Annotated in this window: 14 protein-coding genes and 1 pseudogene; 8 read left to right on the top strand and 7 right to left on the bottom strand. The window is 69.5% G+C overall.

What is annotated here, in order from left to right:
* The 3 genes and pseudogenes from SACSA_RS21655 to SACSA_RS0105275 form a co-directional block, all read right to left on the bottom strand.
* Positions 1 to 205 (bottom strand): annotated as a pseudogene (locus SACSA_RS21655) (hypothetical protein); the annotation flags it as partial.
* Positions 202 to 1,401 (bottom strand): homogentisate 1,2-dioxygenase, encoded by a 1,200-nt coding sequence (locus SACSA_RS0105280; protein WP_019814131.1) that lies wholly within the window; start codon positions 1,399 to 1,401, stop codon positions 202 to 204. The pseudogene SACSA_RS21655 and the gene SACSA_RS0105280, both read right to left, overlap by 4 nt.
* A gap of 96 nt (positions 1,402 to 1,497) precedes the next feature.
* Positions 1,498 to 2,061, bottom strand: a complete 564-nt coding sequence (locus SACSA_RS0105275) for a MarR family winged helix-turn-helix transcriptional regulator (protein WP_019814130.1) — start codon at positions 2,059 to 2,061, stop codon at positions 1,498 to 1,500.
* 117 nt (positions 2,062 to 2,178) lie between these two features.
* Between SACSA_RS0105275 and SACSA_RS0105270 the strand changes: the two genes are divergently transcribed.
* The 5 genes from SACSA_RS0105270 to SACSA_RS0105250 all read left to right on the top strand — a co-directional run bounded on the left by SACSA_RS0105270 (position 2,179) and on the right by SACSA_RS0105250 (position 7,299).
* Positions 2,179 to 3,687: an AAA family ATPase gene (locus SACSA_RS0105270; protein WP_019814129.1), complete on the top strand. Its 1,509-nt coding sequence runs from the start codon at positions 2,179 to 2,181 to the stop codon at positions 3,685 to 3,687.
* 277 nt (positions 3,688 to 3,964) lie between these two features.
* Positions 3,965 to 4,879 (top strand): NADP-dependent oxidoreductase, encoded by a 915-nt coding sequence (locus SACSA_RS0105265; RefSeq protein WP_019814128.1) that lies wholly within the window; start codon positions 3,965 to 3,967, stop codon positions 4,877 to 4,879.
* A gap of 148 nt (positions 4,880 to 5,027) precedes the next feature.
* Positions 5,028 to 5,465, top strand: coding sequence for a hypothetical protein (locus SACSA_RS24135; protein WP_157596620.1), 438 nt, complete (start codon positions 5,028 to 5,030; stop codon positions 5,463 to 5,465).
* Between the two features lie 140 nt (positions 5,466 to 5,605).
* Positions 5,606 to 6,394, top strand: a complete 789-nt coding sequence (locus tag SACSA_RS0105255) for an SDR family oxidoreductase (protein ID WP_019814126.1) — start codon at positions 5,606 to 5,608, stop codon at positions 6,392 to 6,394.
* Positions 6,395 to 6,534: 140 nt separating this feature from the next.
* Positions 6,535 to 7,299 (top strand): phytanoyl-CoA dioxygenase family protein, encoded by a 765-nt coding sequence (locus tag SACSA_RS0105250; protein WP_028661560.1) that lies wholly within the window; start codon positions 6,535 to 6,537, stop codon positions 7,297 to 7,299.
* A gap of 240 nt (positions 7,300 to 7,539) precedes the next feature.
* Here the strand turns inward: SACSA_RS0105250 and SACSA_RS0105245 are convergent, their stop codons facing one another.
* From SACSA_RS0105245 to SACSA_RS0105235, 3 genes are all read right to left on the bottom strand, one after another.
* Positions 7,540 to 8,754: an acyl-CoA dehydrogenase family protein gene (locus tag SACSA_RS0105245; RefSeq protein WP_019814124.1), complete on the bottom strand. Its 1,215-nt coding sequence runs from the start codon at positions 8,752 to 8,754 to the stop codon at positions 7,540 to 7,542.
* Positions 8,751 to 10,046 (bottom strand): acyl-CoA dehydrogenase family protein, encoded by a 1,296-nt coding sequence (locus SACSA_RS0105240; protein WP_198008972.1) that lies wholly within the window; start codon positions 10,044 to 10,046, stop codon positions 8,751 to 8,753. The genes SACSA_RS0105245 and SACSA_RS0105240 overlap by 4 nt, the downstream gene beginning before the upstream one ends.
* Positions 10,047 to 10,153: 107 nt before the next feature.
* Positions 10,154 to 11,395 (bottom strand): TetR/AcrR family transcriptional regulator, encoded by a 1,242-nt coding sequence (locus SACSA_RS0105235; RefSeq protein ID WP_019814122.1) that lies wholly within the window; start codon positions 11,393 to 11,395, stop codon positions 10,154 to 10,156.
* Positions 11,396 to 11,535: 140 nt separating this feature from the next.
* Here SACSA_RS0105235 and SACSA_RS0105230 point away from each other — a divergent pair, with 140 nt between their 5' ends.
* The 3 genes from SACSA_RS0105230 to SACSA_RS21645 all read left to right on the top strand — a co-directional run bounded on the left by SACSA_RS0105230 (position 11,536) and on the right by SACSA_RS21645 (position 17,945).
* The gene (locus tag SACSA_RS0105230) at positions 11,536 to 12,747 is read left to right on the top strand and encodes an acetyl-CoA C-acetyltransferase (RefSeq protein WP_028661559.1); all 1,212 of its coding nucleotides are present in this window, start codon (positions 11,536 to 11,538) and stop codon (positions 12,745 to 12,747) included.
* Positions 12,748 to 12,763: 16 nt separating this feature from the next.
* Entirely contained in the window at positions 12,764 to 14,941 is a 2,178-nt protein-coding gene (locus SACSA_RS0105225; protein WP_019814118.1) for a 3-hydroxyacyl-CoA dehydrogenase NAD-binding domain-containing protein, read from the top strand.
* Positions 14,942 to 15,335: 394 nt separating this feature from the next.
* Positions 15,336 to 17,945, top strand: coding sequence for a CHAP domain-containing protein (locus SACSA_RS21645; RefSeq protein ID WP_048876458.1), 2,610 nt, complete (start codon positions 15,336 to 15,338; stop codon positions 17,943 to 17,945).
* Between the two features lie 87 nt (positions 17,946 to 18,032).
* On the opposite strand, the gene SACSA_RS21640 is transcribed toward SACSA_RS21645, so the two are convergent.
* Positions 18,033 to 19,116: acetolactate synthase large subunit (locus tag SACSA_RS21640; protein ID WP_048876457.1), on the bottom strand; the 1,084-nt coding region annotated here is incomplete at its 5' end.

The raw sequence follows: 19,116 nt of genomic DNA, 5'->3' as shown, positions 1-19,116 counted from the left end.
CGGGATCCCCGGCAAGCAGCGGGCCCAGGTCGGTCAGCATCGGCTCGGCGAGCACGAGCGGGCCGACCAGCTCGCGGTAGGCACCCGTCCGGTGCGCCCGGTGAGCGGGCACGGCCTCGGCCAGTGGCGCCAGCCCGGGCGGGAACACCGCCGCGTCGTCGCACAGGCCCCGGGCGAAGGCGGGGACGGCCTCCTGCGCGCTCACCGGCCCGGCCCCCGGCCCGACCAGGTCCAGGCGTAGCCGGTGTCCTCGCAGGCCAGCGCTCCCTCGCCCAGTTCGAGCGGGCGGAAGGTGTCGACCATGACGGCGAGTTCGTCGACCTCCTGGACACCGATGCTGCGCTCGTAGGCGCCCGGCTGCGGGCCGTGCGAGTAGCCACCGGGATGGACCGAGATCGAGCCCTGGCCGATGCCCGAGCCCTTGCGGGCACCGTAGTCGCCGCCGCAGTAGAACATGATCTCGTCGGAGTCCACGTTGGAGTGATAGTACGGCACCGGGATGGCCAGTGGGTGATAGTCCACCTTGCGCGGAACGAAGTTGCACACCACGAAGTTGTGGCCCTCGAACACCTGATGCACGGGCGGCGGCTGATGCACGCGGCCGGTGATCGGCTCGAAGTCGTGGATGCTGAACGTGTACGGGTACAGGCAGCCGTCCCAGCCGACGACGTCGAACGGGTGCGTCGGGTAGACCAGGCGGGTGCCGACGACCTGCCCGCCCGCGCGGTGTTTGACGTAGACCTCGACGTCGGTGTCCTCGGCCAGCAGCGGTTCGTCCGGGCCGTGCAGGTCGCGCTCGCAGTACGGCGCGTGCTCCAGGAGTTGGCCGTAGCGGGAGAGGTAACGCTTCGGCGGGGCGATGTGGCTGTTCGCCTCGATCGCGTACGCGCGCAGCGGCTGATCGCCGTGCGGGCGCCAGCGGTGGGTCGTTGAGGTGGGAATGACGACGTAGTCGCCCGTGGTGGCCTCGAGCGCGCCGAACACCGTCTCCACGGTCGCGCCGCCGGACTCCACGTAGACGACCTCGTCGCCGAGCGCGTTGCGGTAGAGCGGGGAATCCTGGGTGGACACGACGTAGGAGATGCGCACGTCGCCGTTGCCGAGGATCAGCCTGCGCCCGGTGACGACGTCGGCGCCGGACCAGGCGCGGTCGTCGAACAGGTCGTGCAGTTTGAGGTGCCGTGGCCGCAGCGGGTGGTTGGGCGTGGTCGTCTGGTCGGGCAGGTCCCAGACCTGGGAGTCCACGATCGCCGACGGGATGCCCCTGTGGTAGAGCAGCGAGGAATCGGAGGAGAAGCCCTCCTCGCCCATCAGCTCCTCGTAGTAGAGGCCGCCGTCGGGCGTGCGGTGTTGCGTGTGGCGTTTCGGCGGCACGGTGCCGACCCGGCGGTAGTACGCCATGACTGCCTCCTTGCTGTCGGTGGCGGGCCCGCACGGGGCCTCTCATATAGTTAAGACATTAACTACCGTCAGGTCAAGCGTTGGGTCCGACGACGGTCAGCTCCGGCCTCGGATGTTGAAGCCTTCGCGGCTGGAGACGAGCTTGTCTAGCAGCATCACCAGGATGTGCTGTTCCTCGGCGGAGAGCACGTCGGCCCACTCGCGTTCCCGCTCGTTCTGCTCGCCGAAGACGGCTACCATCTCGTCGCGCCCGGCGCGGGTCAGCGAGAGCAGTACCGACCGCCCGTCGTGCGTGCCGGGGCTGCGCTCCAGCAGGCCGTCGGCGACCAGGTTCTTGGTCAGGTTGGATACCGCGGCCCGGCTCATCCCGGTCAGTTCGGCGGCCTTCTTCGGCTCCAGCGGGCCGGCCAGCCAGACGACGAACTGCAGCCGGAATCCGGACCACGACCGCCCGCGCGGCCGGTGGATCGAGGCCTCCAGGTCGTAGGTCACGATGCCGGAGACCCGGTTCAGTGTGAGCAGAAGCTTGGTGGCCAGCTGGTGACGGAACCCGTACTCCTGGTACAGCTTGCGGTTGGCCAGCTCGACGAACGACCAGAAGTCCAGCTCGTCGTCGCCGGGACCGGGTCGGCCGGGGGCGTCGGGTTCGTGGGGCGCCATGCTCTCACCCTAGGCGGCGACAGGTAGTTAAGTCATGAATTAAACCGGGCCATCCGACACTGGAGTCAGCGTTAACACAGTTACTATAATCATGTTAACGCTAGCCGGAGGTGTGCTGTGCTCGACAAGCCCGTCGACGTTTTCGACCGGGAGGTCGAGTGGGGCGACCTGGCCGAGTTCGCTCGGTCCGCGCGCGGGGGGCTGCGCATCGCGGTCGTGTACGGGCGTCGTCGGCAAGGCAAGTCGTATTTGCTCCGACGACTGGCCGAGTCGACCGGCGGGCTGTACCACCTCGCCACCGAGCAGACCGAGACGATCGCCGTGCGGCGGTTCAGCCGGTCACTCGCGACCTGGGCGGGGCTTCCCGAGGGAGCCCTGGGCTTCGACGACTGGGAGCAGGCGCTGGCCGGTGCCGTGCAGATGATGGCGCGCACGAGCGGAGCGCACGGTTCGCCGCCGCTGCTCATTCTCGATGAATTCCCCTATCTGTCCCGGGAGACACCCGGACTCCCGTCCCTCCTGCAGGGGCTGTACGACGAGTTCGGCCCCGGAGCGTCGTCGCGGCAGCCTCCGATGCGGATCGTGTTGTGTGGTTCAGCGATATCGGTCATGTCGGATCTGCTCGCCGGAACGAAGGCGTTGCGTGGACGCGGCGCGCTCGAACTGCGGGTCAAGCCGTTCGGCTTCCGCGAGGCGCGTGCCTACTGGGGGATCGGCAACACCCGGACCGCGTTCCTGCACAACGCACTCATCGGTGGCACCCCGGGCTATCGTGAGCTGGTCCCCCAGCCGCAGGTGCCGGAGCACACCGACGACCTGGGCGAATGGCTCGCACACAACGTTCTTCGCCCGGCCGTGCCGCTGTTCACCGAGGCCGACCGCGTCGTGCACGAGGATCCGAAACTGCGCGACACCGCGATCTACGGCTCCCTTATGGCCGCGATCGCGGCGGGGGAAAGCTCTCCCGCCAAGATCGCGGGACTGCTCGGCAGACAGACCTCGTCCCTGACACACCAGCTGCGGATGCTGGAATCCACGGGGTTCGTGCGACACGAGCAGGACCTGCTGCTCCAACGCCGACCCGTGATCACGGTTGCCGATCCGGTGATCCGGCTGCACCACCTGGTGATCGAGCCGTATCTTGCCGACCTCGAGGCCGGGGAGGCTGAGCAGGTCTGGCACGAGGTCCGGCACACCGTGGCTTCGAAGATTCTCGGCCCGCATTTCGAGGCCATGGCCACCGAATGGATCACCCGGTTCGCCCGTGCGGACGCGGACCTGCGCGTGGGGCCCACCGGGCAGACGACCGTGCCCTGCCGGGAGCACCGCACCGGCCACGAGGTCGACATTGTGAGTCTCCGACGTGGTGCCCGGCCGCGTACGGCAGGGGCTCCGATCGCCTTCCTCGGTGAGGCGAAGGCACGGGACCGCAGGCCAGGACTCGCCGAGCTCGCGCGCCTCGAGCACATCCGCGACCTGCTCACCGCGAGCGGCCACGATGCCTCGGAGGCAGTATTGGGCCTGTTCAGCACAACGGGGTTCACCGAGGATCTCGTCGCGGAATCCGCCCGGCGGGGCGACGGCCTGCTGCTCGCCGGTCTCGACCGCCTCTACGGCCTCGCGTGACGGCCTCGCCCGGGCTGTCATCGATTGTCCCGAGACGTGTGGTGGTGACGTGGCGGTGTGCCGGGTCATGCAGCTGACCTCGACGTTCGATCGCCGTCGGTGACGGCGATGTCGCGTCCGGTTTCCCTCGCCACCCTTGGACAGCCTGGCGCCTGACCTCGACCGAGCCGTGCGCGGAGATCACGCCTTCCGAAACGGTGCTCACCTACAGGTGTGGTGTTGTCGACCGGGAGGAACACCGAGCAGTCCGCCCGGCGTTGTGCGCGACATGCGAGCCATGGTTCTGGAACAGTACGGCGGCCCCGACGAGTTGACCCTGCGCGACCACGCGGAACCGAAGGTCGCGCCCGGTGAAGTGCTGATCCGGGTCAAGACGGCGGGTGTCAACCCGGTGGACTGGAAGATCGGCGCGGGTTACCTCGACGGCATGATGGAGACCCACTTCCCGATCATCCCCGGCTGGGACGTGGCCGGCGTCGTGGAGTCCGTGGGGTTGGACGTCACCGAGTACTCGGCGGGCGACGAGGTGTTCGGCTACCTCCGCAAGGACTGGGTGGAGAACGGCACCTACGCCGAATTCGTCTCCGCGCACGTCCGGCTCATCGCGCCCAAGCCGAGAACGCTGGACTGGACCCACGCGGCCGGAGTGCCGCTGGCCGGTCTCACCGCGCGGCAGATGCTGGACCGGGTGGATGTCGGTGAGGGCGAGACCGTGCTGGTCCATGCCGCCGCGGGCGGGGTCGGCTCGCTGGCCACGCAGATCGCCGTGGCGCGGGGCGCGCGTGTGCTGGGCACGGCCTCCGCGCACAACCACGACTTCCTGCGAGAGCTGGGCGCCGAGCCCGTCTCCTACGGTGACGGCCTGGTGGCCCGGGTGCGCGAGCTGGCCTCGGAAGGGGTGGACGCGGCCGTGGACTGCGTCGGCGGCGAGTCGGTCGATGCCTCCGTGGACCTGCTGCGTGATGCCTCGCGCCTGGTCTCGGTGGCCGATCCCCGTGCCGACGAGGTCGGCGGCGTGAGTATGTGGGTCCGCCCGGACGCGGGGCACCTCGCCGAGCTGTCCGCGATGGCCGACGCGGGGGAACTGGCCGTGCACGTCGACCGGGTCTTCGACCTTGAGGAAGCCGCCGAGGCGTGGCGGGTCAACCAGCAGGGCGGCACGCGCGGCAAGATCGTCCTGTCGGTGGAGTGACGCCGGCTCCGGGTTTGCTCCGTTCGTCCCAATCGTGCCCGTCGAGGTTCCTGGCCCCGGCATACCCTGAGTGAGTTCCGGGTTCCTGATCATCGCTGAGGCCGCCGTCGGATCGTGCGGCAGCGGCAACGATACGAGGAGGAACCTCATGCGGAAGCGATCCGCGACAACGGTCGGTGCGACTCTGGCGGCCGCGGCGCTGTCCATGGTGCTCACTCCGGCTGCGTCGGCCGACCCGGTCTACGGCTACGAGATCGATTACGGAACGACCGGAGGCTCTCGCGGGGACTGCGTTCGCATCTTCACCGACCGGATGTCCATGTGCTTCCAGGATTACGGCGACGTGTTCTGGGTCAAGGACGACTGGGCCGACGGGCGCTCCGCGGTGGTCCGGTGGAAGAACTACCGAGACGGCATCCTGTACCGGGAAGGTGAGTGCCGCAACTCGAGTGGCGCGGGCACGTGGGTGAAGTGCAACAAGAACTTCTACGAAGGTAGCGACATCTGGTATCAGGGAGGTTTCCGCGACCTCGACGCCGGTGGCGGGTTCATCGACGAACTCGGCTCCTACACGGCCACGGCGTAATGGCTCCGCGGTAGACCGCGTGCCTCGCGTCGTGATCGACCGCTGCACACGACGGCGCCGCGGAGGGAGGTGCTCTCGTCGGCGACAGCGAGTCCGAAACTCGCTTGCCGGTGCGGCGGTGGTGCGGGAATGATTCGGTCATGATGACCGCTGCGGAACGCACGGTGCTGGTGACGGGGGTGAGTCGTCGTCGGGGGATCGGGTTCGCCATCGCGCGACGGCTCCTTGCCGACGACGGGACGCGGGTGTTCGCGCACTCCTACAGCCCCTACGACGCCACCGAGCCGTGGGGCGCCGATCCGGGTGGAATTGAGGCGGTGCTGCACGCATTGGGCGGTAGCGGTGCCCGCCTCGGCCACTCGGAGATGGATCTGAGCGAGCTCACGGCCCCGCAACGGTTGATGGACGCCGCTGTCGAGCGGTTCGGTTGTGTCGATGCGTTGGTGCTCAACCATGCACGCTCGCAGCAGGGAACCCTTGACGAGGTGACGGGTGAGACCCTCGACGCGGCGTGGCGGGTCAACGTGCGCGCGGTGTTGTTGCTGGTGCAGGCCTTCGCGCGGCAGTATCAGCCGCACCCCTCTGGGGGACGGGTCGTGTTGTTCACCTCCGGACAACACAAGGGCCCGGCCACTGGTGAGGTTCCGTATGCGGTCACCAAAGGCGCCCTGCACCAGATCACGGCCACCCTGGCCGACGAATTGGCCGAACGCGAAATCACGGTCAACTGCCTCAACCCGGGCCCGACCGACACCGGGTGGGCCGGCCCCGAACAGGACACGTTCGTGGCCCGGCACATGCCCCGTGGTCGCTGGAACACGCCGTCCGAGGCGGCCGACGTGATTTCGCTACTGCTCGCCCCGCAGGCCGCGACCATAACCGGTCAGGTCGTCGACGCCGAAGGCGGCTTCCGTCGCTTCACCCCATGACCACCCGGCGGCCATATGGCGACTGGTGGGTTGGGCAGGGCAACGCACAGCCTGGAAGGGGCGACTCGCGGTCCGGAAGGGGCGACTCGCGGGGCCTGGCGCTGCTGGTCGGAACAGCTTATCGAAAGGGTGGTTTGGTCGTGTCGTTGTCCGCAGAGGAGACCGAGCGGTTCGTCGAGGACGGCTTCGTCAAGCTCGCCGGTGCGTTTCCCGCCGATGTGGGAGAGCGGTGCGTGCGGGAGCTGTGGGCGGCGACCGGATGCTCGCGCGACGACCCGGCGACGTGGACGGAGCCGGTGGTGCGCCTGGGCGGCTTCTCCACACCACCGTTCCGTGAGGCGGCGACCACCCCGTCCCTGCACGCCGCCTTCGACGCCCTCGTCGGTGAGGGGAGCTGGGCACCGCTGGGCGGATTGGGCACCTTTCCCGTGCGGTTCCCCAGTGACCAGGAGCCTGGAGACGATGGCTGGCACGTCGAGGCCAGCTACGCCGGGGAGCGGGGCGAGCCGCGGGTCAATCACCGTTCCCGCAACCGTGCGCTTCTGTTGTTGTTCCTGTTCTCCGACATCGGCCCGGACGACGCCCCGACCCGGATCAGAGCCGGCTCCCACCGCGACGTCGCGCCGTTGCTCGCTCCGGCAGGGGAGGACGGCCGCGAGTGGATGTCGCTGTGCGCCGAAGCCGTCCGCGTGTCCGAACACCGCCCGGTCGTGTACGCGACCGGCACGGTCGGTGACGTGTACCTGTGCCACCCGTTTCTCGTCCACGCCGCTCAGCAACATCACGGACGCACGCCGCGGTTCATGGCCCAGCCACCCCTGCACCCGGTCGGCTCGCTCGACCCGCACGCCCAGCACCCGAGCCCGGTGGAGCGCGCACTCGCGGTGGCGTCACCGGGAAGATGAGCCGGGCGTCGTGCCCGCGCGCCCGACCGGGTGTAGGCCGCCCGGAAGGCCGGCCACGGTCGGTGGCACAGGGCGACTGGTGGGCTCGGCAGGTACGACGCACAGCCTGGAGGAGGCAACTCAACCGGAAGGGGCAACTCACAGCCTGGAAGAGGCAACTCGCGGTCCGGAAGGGGCAACTCGCGGGTGTGTGGGGGCGCGGACACGGTCCATGTCCGTGTCCGCGCCCCACACGGCGACCTACTTCAGCTCCGCGCTCGTCTTGCCCAGCAGCCTGCGGGCCACGATCAACTGCTGGATCTGTTGGGTGCCTTCGAAGATGTCCAGGATCTTCGAGTCGCGGCTCCACTTCTCCAGCAGCGTCTCCTCGGAGTAGCCGAGCGTGCCCGCGAGTTCGACGCAGGCGAGCGTGATGTCCACGACCGAGCGGCCCGCCTTGGCCTTGGCCATCGACGCCTGCAACGAGTTGGGCTCGCGGTTGTCGGCCATCCACGCCGACTCGAGCGTCAGCAGGTACGCGGCCTCGTAGTCGGCCTCCAGCCGCAGGTAGGTCGCGGCGGCGGCGTGCTGGAGGTTCGCCGGCTTGTCGTAGTCGACCTCGACGCCTGCCTCGGCCAGCAGACGCTCGGTCTCCTCCAGCGCCGCCCGCGCCACACCGATGCCCATCGCGGCCACCAGAGGCCGCGTGTTGTCGAAGGTCTGCATGACCCCGGCGAAGCCGGACTTGGTGTCGATCTCCGGGCTGCCGAGCAGGTTCTCCTTCGGGACGCGGCAGTTGTCGAACCGCAGCACCGCCGTGTCGGAGGCGCGGATGCCGAGCTTGTGCTCGAGCCGCACCACGTCGAAGCCGGGAGTGCCCTTCTCCACGACGAACGACTTGATCGCCGCACGGCCCTGAGTCCTGTCGAGCGTGGCCCACACGACCACCGAGTCGGCACGCGCGCCTGAGGTGACGAAGATCTTCTCGCCGTTCAGGACGTAGCCCTCGCCGTCGTCGGTGGGGGTGGCCGTGGTGGTGATGGCCGCCGAGTCGGACCCGCAGCCCGGCTCGGTGATCGCCATCGCCGCCCACGTGCCCGCGAACCGCCGCGACTGCTCGTCGTCGGCCACCGAGGCGATGGCCGCGTTGCCAAGGCCCTGACGCGGCATGGACAGCAGCAGCGCGACATCGCCCCAGCACATCTCGATCGTGCCGAGCACGGTGGACAGGTTGCCGCCGTTGCGGTTGCCGGTGTTCTTCTCGTCCTCCTTGCGGCGCACGCCCGCCGCGCCCGCGCCGCCCTCGCCTGAGGTGTTCAGCCCGTCCAGCAGCGAGGCGAGCATGTCGAGCTCGACGGGGTAGGTGTGCTCGGCACGGTCGTACTTGCGTGAGATCGGCCGGAACACCTCGGCGGCGGCTTGCCGCGCCTGGTTGACCAGTGCCTTCGCCTTCGTCGGAACCTCAAGGTTGATCATGCGCTGACGACCCCTTCCATGACGGCGACGGCGCGCAGGTCCCGGTACCAGCGCTCCACCGGGTGTTCGGTGATGAAGCCGTGCCCGCCGAGCAGTTGCACCCCGGCGCTGCCGATCCGCATGCCCTTCTCCGCGGCCAGCGTGCGGGCCAGTGCGACCTCCCGCGCGTGCGGCAGGTCCTGGTCGGCGCGCGAGGCAGCCCGCAGCATCGTCAGGCGCATGCCCTCCAGTTCGATGCCGATGTCGGCCACCTGGAAGGCGACACCCTGCCGGTGGCTGACCGGCTCGCCGAACGCCTGCCGCTCGTTGACGTACGGGACGACGTAGTCGAGCACGGCCTTGCCGCTGCCGCACGCCAGCGCCGCCCAGCCCAGCCGGGAGGAGCGGACGACCTCGGCGATGGTGTCCGGCTTCCCACCGCCGACCAGTGCGCCCGCGGGCAGTCGCACGTCGTCGAGCAGGAGCTTGCCGGTCGCGGCGCCACGCAGGCCCATCGCGGGCTCGGCCTCCACCGAGAGCCCTGAGGTGCCGGACTCGACGAGGAACAGCGCGGGCCCGCGTCCTTCGAGGTCGGCGGAGACGACGAACAGTTCCGCCTGCCCCGCTCGGGGCACGAGGTTCTTCTCGCCGTCGAGGGTGTAACCGTCGGGGGTGCGGCGGGCCCGGGTCCTGGGCCTGAAGACGTCGAACAACGGCGCCCGCTCCTGGAGCGCGAGCGCGGCGGCGGGCACGTCCTCACCGGTGAACGACGGCAGGTAGGTCGCCTGCTGGTGCGCGTCGCCGTGTCGCACCAGCACGTTCGCCACCGCCGACGGCGCGAGCACGGCCACCGCCAGTCCCATGTCCCCGTGCGCGAGCGACTCGGCGACGAGTGCGTTGGTCACCGTGGAGCGTTCGGTGCTGACGCCGCCGAGCTCCTCGGGCACGCCGACGACGGTCAACCCCAGCTCGGCGGCCCGGTCCAGCAGGCCGTCCGGCGGGGCGCTCGTCGTATCGGCCTCCGCGGCGGCGGGGCGAAGCTGCTCGGCGGCGAACTCGGTGACCGCCTCGACGATCATCCGCTGCTCGTCGGTGGGGGTGAGGTCGAACAGCCCCGCCTCCGGCGCGGGTGCGGGCCGTGCGGGCCTGGTGAGCCGGGTGGTCGCCTTGAAGGTGCGCTGCGCGGCGCCCGCCGCGCGGAAGCCCTGGCGCGTGGCCGTGGCCACGACGTTCTCCACGGGCCGCCGCAGTCCGGCGCGGTCGAGCAGTGTGCTCCCGGCGATCCGGTTGAGCGCGGCGAGGCCGAGGCCCATGGCGTCGCGCTTGGTCGCTTTCTGTCTGGCCACAGCTGATCCCTCCGGTTACCTACTCGCGAGTAGGTTAGCGGTTCGCCGGGGCGGGACGCCAGCAGGGTCGCCGATCAGCGCACATCGAGCACGGCGCGCAGCAGTGTCGCCAGCTCCGTGGCGAGGTTGTCCCGCCCGGCCACACGCCGGGTGCGGGTCAAATCGTTCGCGATCGTCAACGCCGCGTGCACGACGATCTTGATTTCGCGGGTATCCGACTCGGGATGAACGGCTTGGGCCAGACCGACCCACTGCGCGACGTAGTCCCGTTGGATGCGCACCAGCTCCGCGCGGTCGCGCTCGGCGATGTGCACGTGGTCCACCGAGAACGCCACCAGCAGCTCCGGAGGTCCGGTCAGCGTGCGCACGTAGGAGTCGACCAGCCTGCGCAGGGCCTCCCGCTCGTCCGGCGGGGCGCTGGAGCGCACCGCCTGTTCGGCGCCCCGTGCCAGCCGGTCGCCCGCGCGTCGCCCGATGGCGGCCAGCAGGCCGGCCTTGCCGGAGAAGTGCCGGTACACGCTGGGCCCGGCGATGCCGGCGGCCTGGCCGATGTCTTCCATGCTGACGTCGGTGAACCCACGCCTGCGGAACAGTTCGGCCGCCTCGGTGAGCAGTCGTTCCCTGCGCGAGGGCGGCAGGGGTGGCGGGCCGGGCGCCTGCCGCGGGCTCGCGCTCCCGCCTTCGTCTTCGTCGCCGGTGTCGTCTCCGTTGTCGACGGCGGGAGGTGCGGGCAGGTCGGTGTGCAGCACGCGCAGGGCCAGCGTGCTGAGCAGTTGGGCGAAGCGGCGTTTGGGCAGCCGGGTGCGGTGCACCGACACGCTGCCGAACACCGACAGCGCCGCCCAGCACAGCAGTTCCGCGTCCTCCGGCGACAGCTCGGGGCGGCGGCGCAGCAGCACCTTCGACCACGCCGAGAGCATCGCCGCGGAGCGGCGGCGCACCTCCTGCCTGCTCTCCGGGTCGAGGTGACGGCCCTCCCACCGCCACAGCGCGGCGACGTCGCGACGCTCGACCGCGCGCGCGGCCAGCCGTTCGAGCAGCTCGCGGATCCGCGTGGTGTCCGCGTGCTCGGCGTCGAGTGCGGCCTCGGTGGCCGCCTCCATGTCGGACAGCCCGGTGAGCAGGACGTGGGCGAGGACGGCTTGCTTGTCCGGGAAGTGCCGGTAGAGGGCGGGGCCGGTCACACCCGCCGCGGCGGCGATGTCGTTGATGCTCACGCCGTGGTAGCCGCGCTCGCGGAACAGCTCCGAGGCGACCGCGGCGAGTTGGCTCCTCCGGTCGCGAGGGCGTTTGGGCCTGCTGGGTACACCGTCCATAACGTGAGCACACTCTAGCGTCTGTCGTTCCCGTGACAACCCGTTGACAGCCTGCGCGAACGCGGGATTATGTTAGTAGCGATTAGCACCATGACAGGCAGCACCACGAAAGGCGGACTCCGCCAGGAAGGACCGTGGGTGTGAGTACAGAGGCGTTCATCTACGAGGCGATCCGCACGCCTCGTGGCAAGAACAAGGGCGGCTCCCTGCACGGGACCAAGCCGCTCGACCTGGTCGTCGGCCTTGTCGACGAGCTGAAGGCCCGGCACCCGGACATGGACCCGGCCCTGATCGACGACATCATCTTGGGTGTCGTCTCTCCGGTGGGCGACCAGGGTGCCGACATCGCCCGCGCCGCCGCGATCGCGTCCGGGTTGCCCGAGACCGTCGCCGGTGTGCAGCTCAACCGGTTCTGCGCGTCCGGGCTCGAGGCCGTCAACCAGGCTGCCCAGAAGGTCCGCGCGGGCTGGGACAAGCTCGTCCTCGGCGGCGGTGTCGAGTCGATGTCGCGCGTGCCGATGGGTTCGGACGGCGGCGCGATGTTCACCGACCCGGCCACCAACTACGACTCCTACTTCGTGCCGCAGGGCATCGGTGCCGACCTGATCGCCACGATCGAGGGATTCTCCCGCGAGGATGTCGACCGCTTCGCCGTGCGCTCCCAGGAGAAGGCCGAGGCCGCATGGGCGGGCGGGTACTTCTCGAAGTCGGTCGTGCCCGTGCGCGACATCAACGGGGTCACCATCCTCGACCACGACGAGCACCGCAGGCCCGGCACGACGATGGAATCGTTGTCCAAGCTCAAGCCCGCCTTCGCCGACATCGGCGACTTCGCCGGGTTCGACGCCGTGGCGTTGCAGAAGTACCACTCGGTGGAGTCGATCGACCACGTGCACACCGGCGGGAACTCGTCGGGCATCGTGGACGGCGCCGCGCTGGTGCTGGTCGGTGACGAGGAGGTCGGCAAGCGGGCCGGGCTGACGCCGCGGGCGCGTGTGGTCGCCACCGCGGTCACGGGTTCGGATCCGACGATCATGCTGACCGGTCCCACCCCTGCCACGCGGAAGGTGCTGGCCCAGGCCGGGCTCACCGTCGACGACATCGACCTGTTCGAGCTGAACGAGGCCTTCGCCTCCGTGGTCCTCAAGTGGATGAACGACCTCGACCTCCCCGAGGAGAAGGTCAACGTCAACGGCGGAGCCATCGCCATGGGCCACCCGCTCGGCGCGACCGGCGCGATGATCCTCGGCACGATGGTGGACGAACTGGAGCGGCGCCAGGCCCGGCGCGCGCTCGTGACCCTGTGCATCGGCGGCGGCATGGGCCTCGCCACGATCATCGAGCGCGTGTGAGGGACGACGACAAACGATGACTGAATCCAACGCAGCCAAGACCATCCGCTGGGAGATCGACTCCGACGGCATCGTCGTGCTCACCCTCGACGACCCGGCGCAGTCGGCGAACACGATGAACGCCGACTTCCGCGAGTCGCTGAGTGTGATCGTCGACCGGCTGGAGGCCGAGCGGGACTCCATCACCGGTGTGGTGCTCACCTCGGCGAAGAAGACCTTCTTCGCGGGCGGCGACCTCAACGACCTGATCCAGGCGACGCCGGAGCTGGCCGGTGCGATCACCGACCAGAGCAACGAGATGAAGCGGCAGCTGCGCAGGCTGGAGACGCTCGGCAAGCCCGTCGTCGCCGCGCTGAACGGGGCCGCGCTCGGCGGCGGCCTCGAGATCGCGCTGGCCTGCCACCACCGCATCGCCGCCGACGTCAAGGGCAGTCAGATCGGCCTGCCCGAGGTGACGCTGGGCCTGCTGCCCGGTGGTGGCGGCATCGTTCGCACGGTGCGCCTGCTGGGCATCCAGAGCGCGGTGCTCAACGTGCTGGTCGAGGGCCAGCGGCACAAGCCCGCCAAGGCGCTGGAGCTGGGCCTGGTGCACGAGCTGGTCGATTCCGTCGACGAGCTGCTGCCCAAGGCCAAGGAGTGGATCAAGGCCAACCCCGAGGCGCAGCAGCCCTGGGACGTCAAGGGCTACAAGATCCCCGGCGGCACGCCGTCCAACCCGAAGTTCGCGGCCAACCTGCCCGCGTTCCCCGCGACGCTGCGCAAGCAGCTCAAGGGCGCGCCGATGCCCGCGCCGCGCGCGATCCTCGCCACCGCGGTCGAGAGTGCCCAGGTCGACATCGACACCGCCTTCGAGATCGAGACCCGCTACTTCGTCAGCCTGGCGACCGGCCAGGTCGCGAAGAACATGACCAAGGCGTTCTTCTTCGATCTGCAGCACATCAACTCGGGTGGTTCCCGTCCCGACGGCTACGAGCAGTACCGGGCCCGTAAGGTCGGTGTGCTCGGCGCGGGAATGATGGGCGCGGCCATCGCCTACGTCTCCGCCAAGGCGGGCATCGACGTCGTGCTCAAGGACGTCTCGACGGAGAACGCCGAGAAGGGCAAGGACTACGCCCGCAAGCTGGAGGAGAAGGCCCTCAAGCGGGGCAAGACCACCCAGGAGCGCAGTGACGCCCTGCTGGACCGGATCACCACGACCGGTGATCCGCAGGACCTCGCGGGCGTGGATTTCGTGATCGAGGCCGTGTTCGAGAGCACCGAGCTCAAGCACAAGGTCTTCTCCGAGATCGAGGACGTGGTGAACGCGGACGCGGTGCTGGGCTCCAACACCTCGACGCTGCCGATCACCGGCCTGGCCGAGGGGGTCACGCGGCAGGAGGACTTCATCGGCATCCACTTCTTCTCGCCGGTGGACAAGATGCCGCTCGTGGAGATCATCCGCGGGGAGAAGACCTCCGACGCGACGCTGGCGAAGGTCTTCGACTTCACCCTCCAGATCAAGAAGACCCCGATCGTGGTCAACGACAGCCGGGGCTTTTTCACCAGCCGCGTGATCGGCACGTTCATCAACGAGGCCGTGGCCGCCGTCGGGGAGGGTGTCGAGCCCGCCAGCATCGAGCAGGCCGGCTCGCAGGCCGGGTACCCGTCGCCGCCGCTCCAGCTCATGGACGAGCTGACCCTGACGCTGCCGCGCAAGATCCGCGAGGAGAGCAAGGCGGCCGTCGAGGCGGAGGGCGGCACGTGGACGCCACACCCGTCCGACTCGGTCATCGACCGGATGATCGACGAGTTCGATCGCAAGGGCCGTTCCAGCGGTTCCGGCTTCTACGAGTACGACGAGTCGGGCAAGCGCACCCGGCTCTGGCCGGGACTGCGCGAGGCGTTCGGCAGCGGCAGCGGGGAGGTGCCGTTCGACGACCTCAAGGAGCGGATGCTCTTCGCCGAGGCGCTCGAAACGGTCAAGTGCTTCGACGAGGGCGTGCTCACCTCGGTGCAGGACGCCAACATCGGTTCCATCTTCGGAATCGGGTTCCCGCCGTGGACCGGTGGCGTGGTGCAGTACATGAACCAGTACCCCGGTGGGCTGAAGGGCTTCGTGGCGCGGTCGCGTGAGCTGGCCCAGCGCTACGGCAGCCACTTCGAGCCGCCGAAGTCCCTGGTGGACAAGGCCGAGAAGGGTGAGTCGTTCGAGTAGTACCCCGCCCGCGCCCGTCCGGCGTGCCGGGCGCGGGTGTTGGTGGCATGCCGTCAAGGCCTCCTTCACTGCACTGAACGCGGTGAAGGAGGCCTTGCCGCGTTGAGGAGGGGCGGCACCGGTGCGACGCGGCGTGCCCGCGCGAGGTCGCGTGAGCTCGGTCGTGGCGGTGCCACCGCGGTCCTTCGCGGGATGGCGCGGTGAGCGCGGGTTGAGCTGAGCGGGGCAGGGGGAGGGGACTGATCGGCGTAGCGGCAGAGGGCCGCGTTCACGCTAAGCTCACACCGTCCTCGATCGGGCGGTGCTCCACGGACCGAAAACCGGGCCGATGCGGCCCGGCCGGTCCTTCATCCGGGCACGCCGACCGGCGTGCCCGCATTTCCGTGGAGGAGCCTTGGCGAGACTCACGCGGCAACTGTCCACTCTGCTCGCGCTGCTGGTGGCCTCGACCGCTCTCGCGGTGGTGGAATCCACACCTGCGGCCGCCGAGCCCACCCACGGCCCGTATCCGGCGAAGTTCGCCATCGATGGCCGGGCGAGTATGGACCCTGACGACCGGGTCGCCACCGACGCCTACCTGACGGGCGACGACGTGCACGTCGTGTGCCAGGACTCCGGCCTGCCCGCGGGCGGATCGACGCTGTGGATCTACACCGACGACGGCTATTGGGTCCCGGACGCCTATGTCACCACCGGAACCGACGGCTACCTCACCGGTGTGCCCCGGTGCCTCTCGCTCGGCATCAACGGCACCCCGTCGTCCGGAGGCGCCGACTCAGGTCCTTATCCGGTGAAGTTCGCCGTGGACGGCAGGGGCAGTGCCGACCCCGACGACCGCGTGCGCACCGACGCCTACCCCGATGGCAGCTCGCTGTACGTCCACTGCCAGGACTACGGGATCAGCGCGGGCGGCTCCACGCTGTGGATCTACACCACGGACGGCTACTGGGTTCCCGACGCCTACGTCACCACCGGAACCGACGACCGGCTACCGGGCGTGCCGCTCTGCTCGTCGCTCGGCATCGACGGTGGTACGGGCGCCAACCCCGGTGGCGGCGCGCAGTTCAAGACCAGAGTGACGCTCAACGGCTACCACGCGAAGTCGCTCTCGGCGGACAATGTGTGGGACGCCTATCCCGAGGGCAGCTACCTGACCCTCATGTGTCAGGCCTACGGCGAGGTGAACTACGGCGGATCGGCCCTGTGGGGACTGACCAGTGACGGTCTCTGGGTGCCCGACTACTACGTGATCACCGGGTCGAACGGGCTGGTACTGAACCGCTGCGACGACGATCCGGCCTCGGGCGGTGGCAACCGGTTCCTGGCGAAGGCGACGCTGAACGGGTACCACGCCAAGAGCCTCGACGCGGACAACGTCTGGGACATGTATCCGGCGGGCTCGTACCTCACGATCGAGTGCCAGGCCTACGGCGAGTTCAACTACGGCGGCTACGCGGTATGGGACTACACCAGTGACGGGGTATGGGTGCCCGACTACTACGTCTCCACCGGATCGTGGGACATCGTGCTACCCCGGTGCGACGACGATCCCAAGCCGTCAGGTGGTCCGGGTAACCCGACCGTGCCCACTACTCCGACACCCGGCAGCGTCGAGGGGTCGGAGAAGCGGGCGGCGATCGTCAACGCCGCCTACGGCCAGCTCGGAACCCACGAGTGGGGCGACAACTGCAACCCGTACGGCTACCAGGGCGAGGTCGTGTGTGGTGCCCCGTGGTGCTCGATGTTCGCTTCGTGGGCTTGGCAGCAGGCCGGGATCGACGTGTACTTCCCCTACACCGGCAGTTTCGAGACGTGGGGCCGCAACCATGGCCTGCTCACGTCCAAGGACGCCATCCGGCCGGGTGACGTCGTGCTCTACGGAACCGACTACTACAACAGCCACCACATCGGCGTGGTGGTCGAGGTGCTGCCCGACGGAGACATCGTCACCGTCGAGGGCAATTACGGCAACCAGGTGAAAAAGGTCGGCCCCTTCGACCCGCACGACCCCGACGCCGGGGCCACCGGCCACTCCTACAGCAACATCTACGCCGTCGTCTCCCCGACGGCGGACCCGACCACCTCGACCGACTGGGACACCGTGTCCTATCTCAGTGAGGACTGGGACGGCGACGGAATGGAGTACGGCGAGGCGCTGTGCACCGACCAGTACAACGACTCCGGCATCTTCTACCGGGGGTGCCTCGAGTACCGCGCGGGCCGGGTGGTGCCGCACCTCACCGCCGACTCGGTCGGCCATGACGCCGTCGTCCGCGCCAAACTGACCATGATCGACGCGACCGGGGACCTGTCGATCGCCGTCTGTGAGGCCGCGTTGCTCAGTGACAACCGCTCGTGTCGCGGGCCCTCGGGCTCGACCGACGGCGCGGCCGCGCGGCTCCGGGTCGACGTCGAGGTGAACGGAACGTGGCAGCCGACGCTGTGGGTCGGCCAGATGTATGCCAACGACCAGCGGCAGGAGGAGGACACCTGGTGCGGGGTGGCGGCCACCAGGGCGATCCTGAGTTCGATGCACCACACACCGTTGGGTTCGCAGTCGGACTACGCGGACAAGCTGGGCACCAGCTCGATCTATGGCAGCATGCCGTGGGATGTGCGTGACGTGCTCAACGAGGAACTAGGCAGCGGCGCCACCGACTACGTCTACCACGACTACGCCGACGAGGGGTCCACCAGCGAGAAGTGGAGCCTGGTGAAGAACCGGCTGAGCACGTCGGTGGATCTCGACCAGCCTGCCGGGGCCGTGGTGCAGGTCGCCGACATCCCGTGGTGGAGCTCGTCGCCCGGCGCGCTGGAGATGCATTTCCTCGTGGTCCACGGTTACGCCGGTGTGGAGTCGGGCGACGGGATCAGCGTGGACAACGTCATGGTCTGGGACCCGGCACACGACGAGAACTACCTCGCCGACTCCCGCGAGCTCTATGACATGACCAGGTCGGACAATCTCCCCGGCCAGGGCCACATGATCGTGGTCGCCCAGTAAGAAGGCGTCCGGACGGCGTGCCGTGCGGGCCCCTTCTCCGGGTTCACCGGAGCGAGGGGCCACACGGCACGCCCGGAAGCGCGGGGATCAGAGGAGCGGGGGGATGAGAGCCTCGATCAGGTGGGGGCCGGGTTCGGTGACGGCGCGTTCGAACTGGTCGGCCAGTTGCTCCGCCGTCGTCGCCCGCGTGGCGGGCACGCCCATGCCCTCGGCCATCCGGGTGAAGTCCATGTCCGGTGTGGACAGATCGAGCAGGCCGTTGGCCTTGGGGCCCGAGGTGTCGGCACCGACACGTTGCAGTTCCATGCGCAGGATCGCGTAAGCGCGGTTGTTGAGCACCACCGTCGTGACGTCGAGGTTCTCCCGCGCCTGGGTCCACAGTGCCGCGAGGGTGTAGAGCGCGCTGCCGTCCGACTCGAGGTTCACGACCGGTCGCTCGGGCGCGGCGATCGCCGCGCCGGTGGCCACCGGCATCCCCTGCCCGATGGCTCCGCCGGTGAGCGTGAGCACGTCGTGCCGGGGCGCGCCCGCCGTCGCCGCGGGCAGCAGCAGCCCGGATGTGTTCGCCTCGTCCGAGATGATCGCGCCCTCGGGCAGCAGCGCGCCGATCACCTGCACCCAGTTCTGCGGGGTCAGTTCGCCGGAGGGCAGTTCGGGCCGCCGCGCGGGCGCGAGGTCCGGTTCGGTGTCCGGCGCGACCGCGTCGGCCAGCTCCTCGAGGGCGGCGACGACATCGGCGTCCTGCCCCGCGAGGGTGTGGACGCGCGCCCCCTCCGGCACCAGGTCACTGGCCTTGCCGGGATAGGCGAAGAACGACACCGGCGGGCGGGTGCCCGCGACGACGACGTGCCGCACGCCGTCGAGCTGGTAGGCCACCTGCTCGGCCAGGTATCCCAGCCGGTCGATGGTGGGCAGGCCCGCACCGCGTTCCAGGCGGGCCGGGAACGTCTCGACGAACGGTCGTGCACCGGTGGCGCGGGCGATGCGGCTCGCCGCGCGCAACCCGGCCTCTCGGCATGCCGCCCCGCCGATCAGCAGGGCCACCGGCTCTCCCGTGCGCAGGACGCCGGCCACGTCGCGCACCGTCGTCGACGGCACCGCGCGGGGCGACCGCGGCGGAACGGGTGGGCACGGCTGCCCGCCCTCGCTCCACGACACGTCGGCAGGCAGC

Origin of the sequence: Saccharomonospora saliphila YIM 90502 (assembly GCF_000383795.1) — a bacterium.
GTDB classification, from domain to species: Bacteria; Actinomycetota; Actinomycetes; order Mycobacteriales; family Pseudonocardiaceae; genus Saccharomonospora; species Saccharomonospora saliphila.
This window is presented reverse-complemented; position numbering and strand designations above follow the sequence as displayed.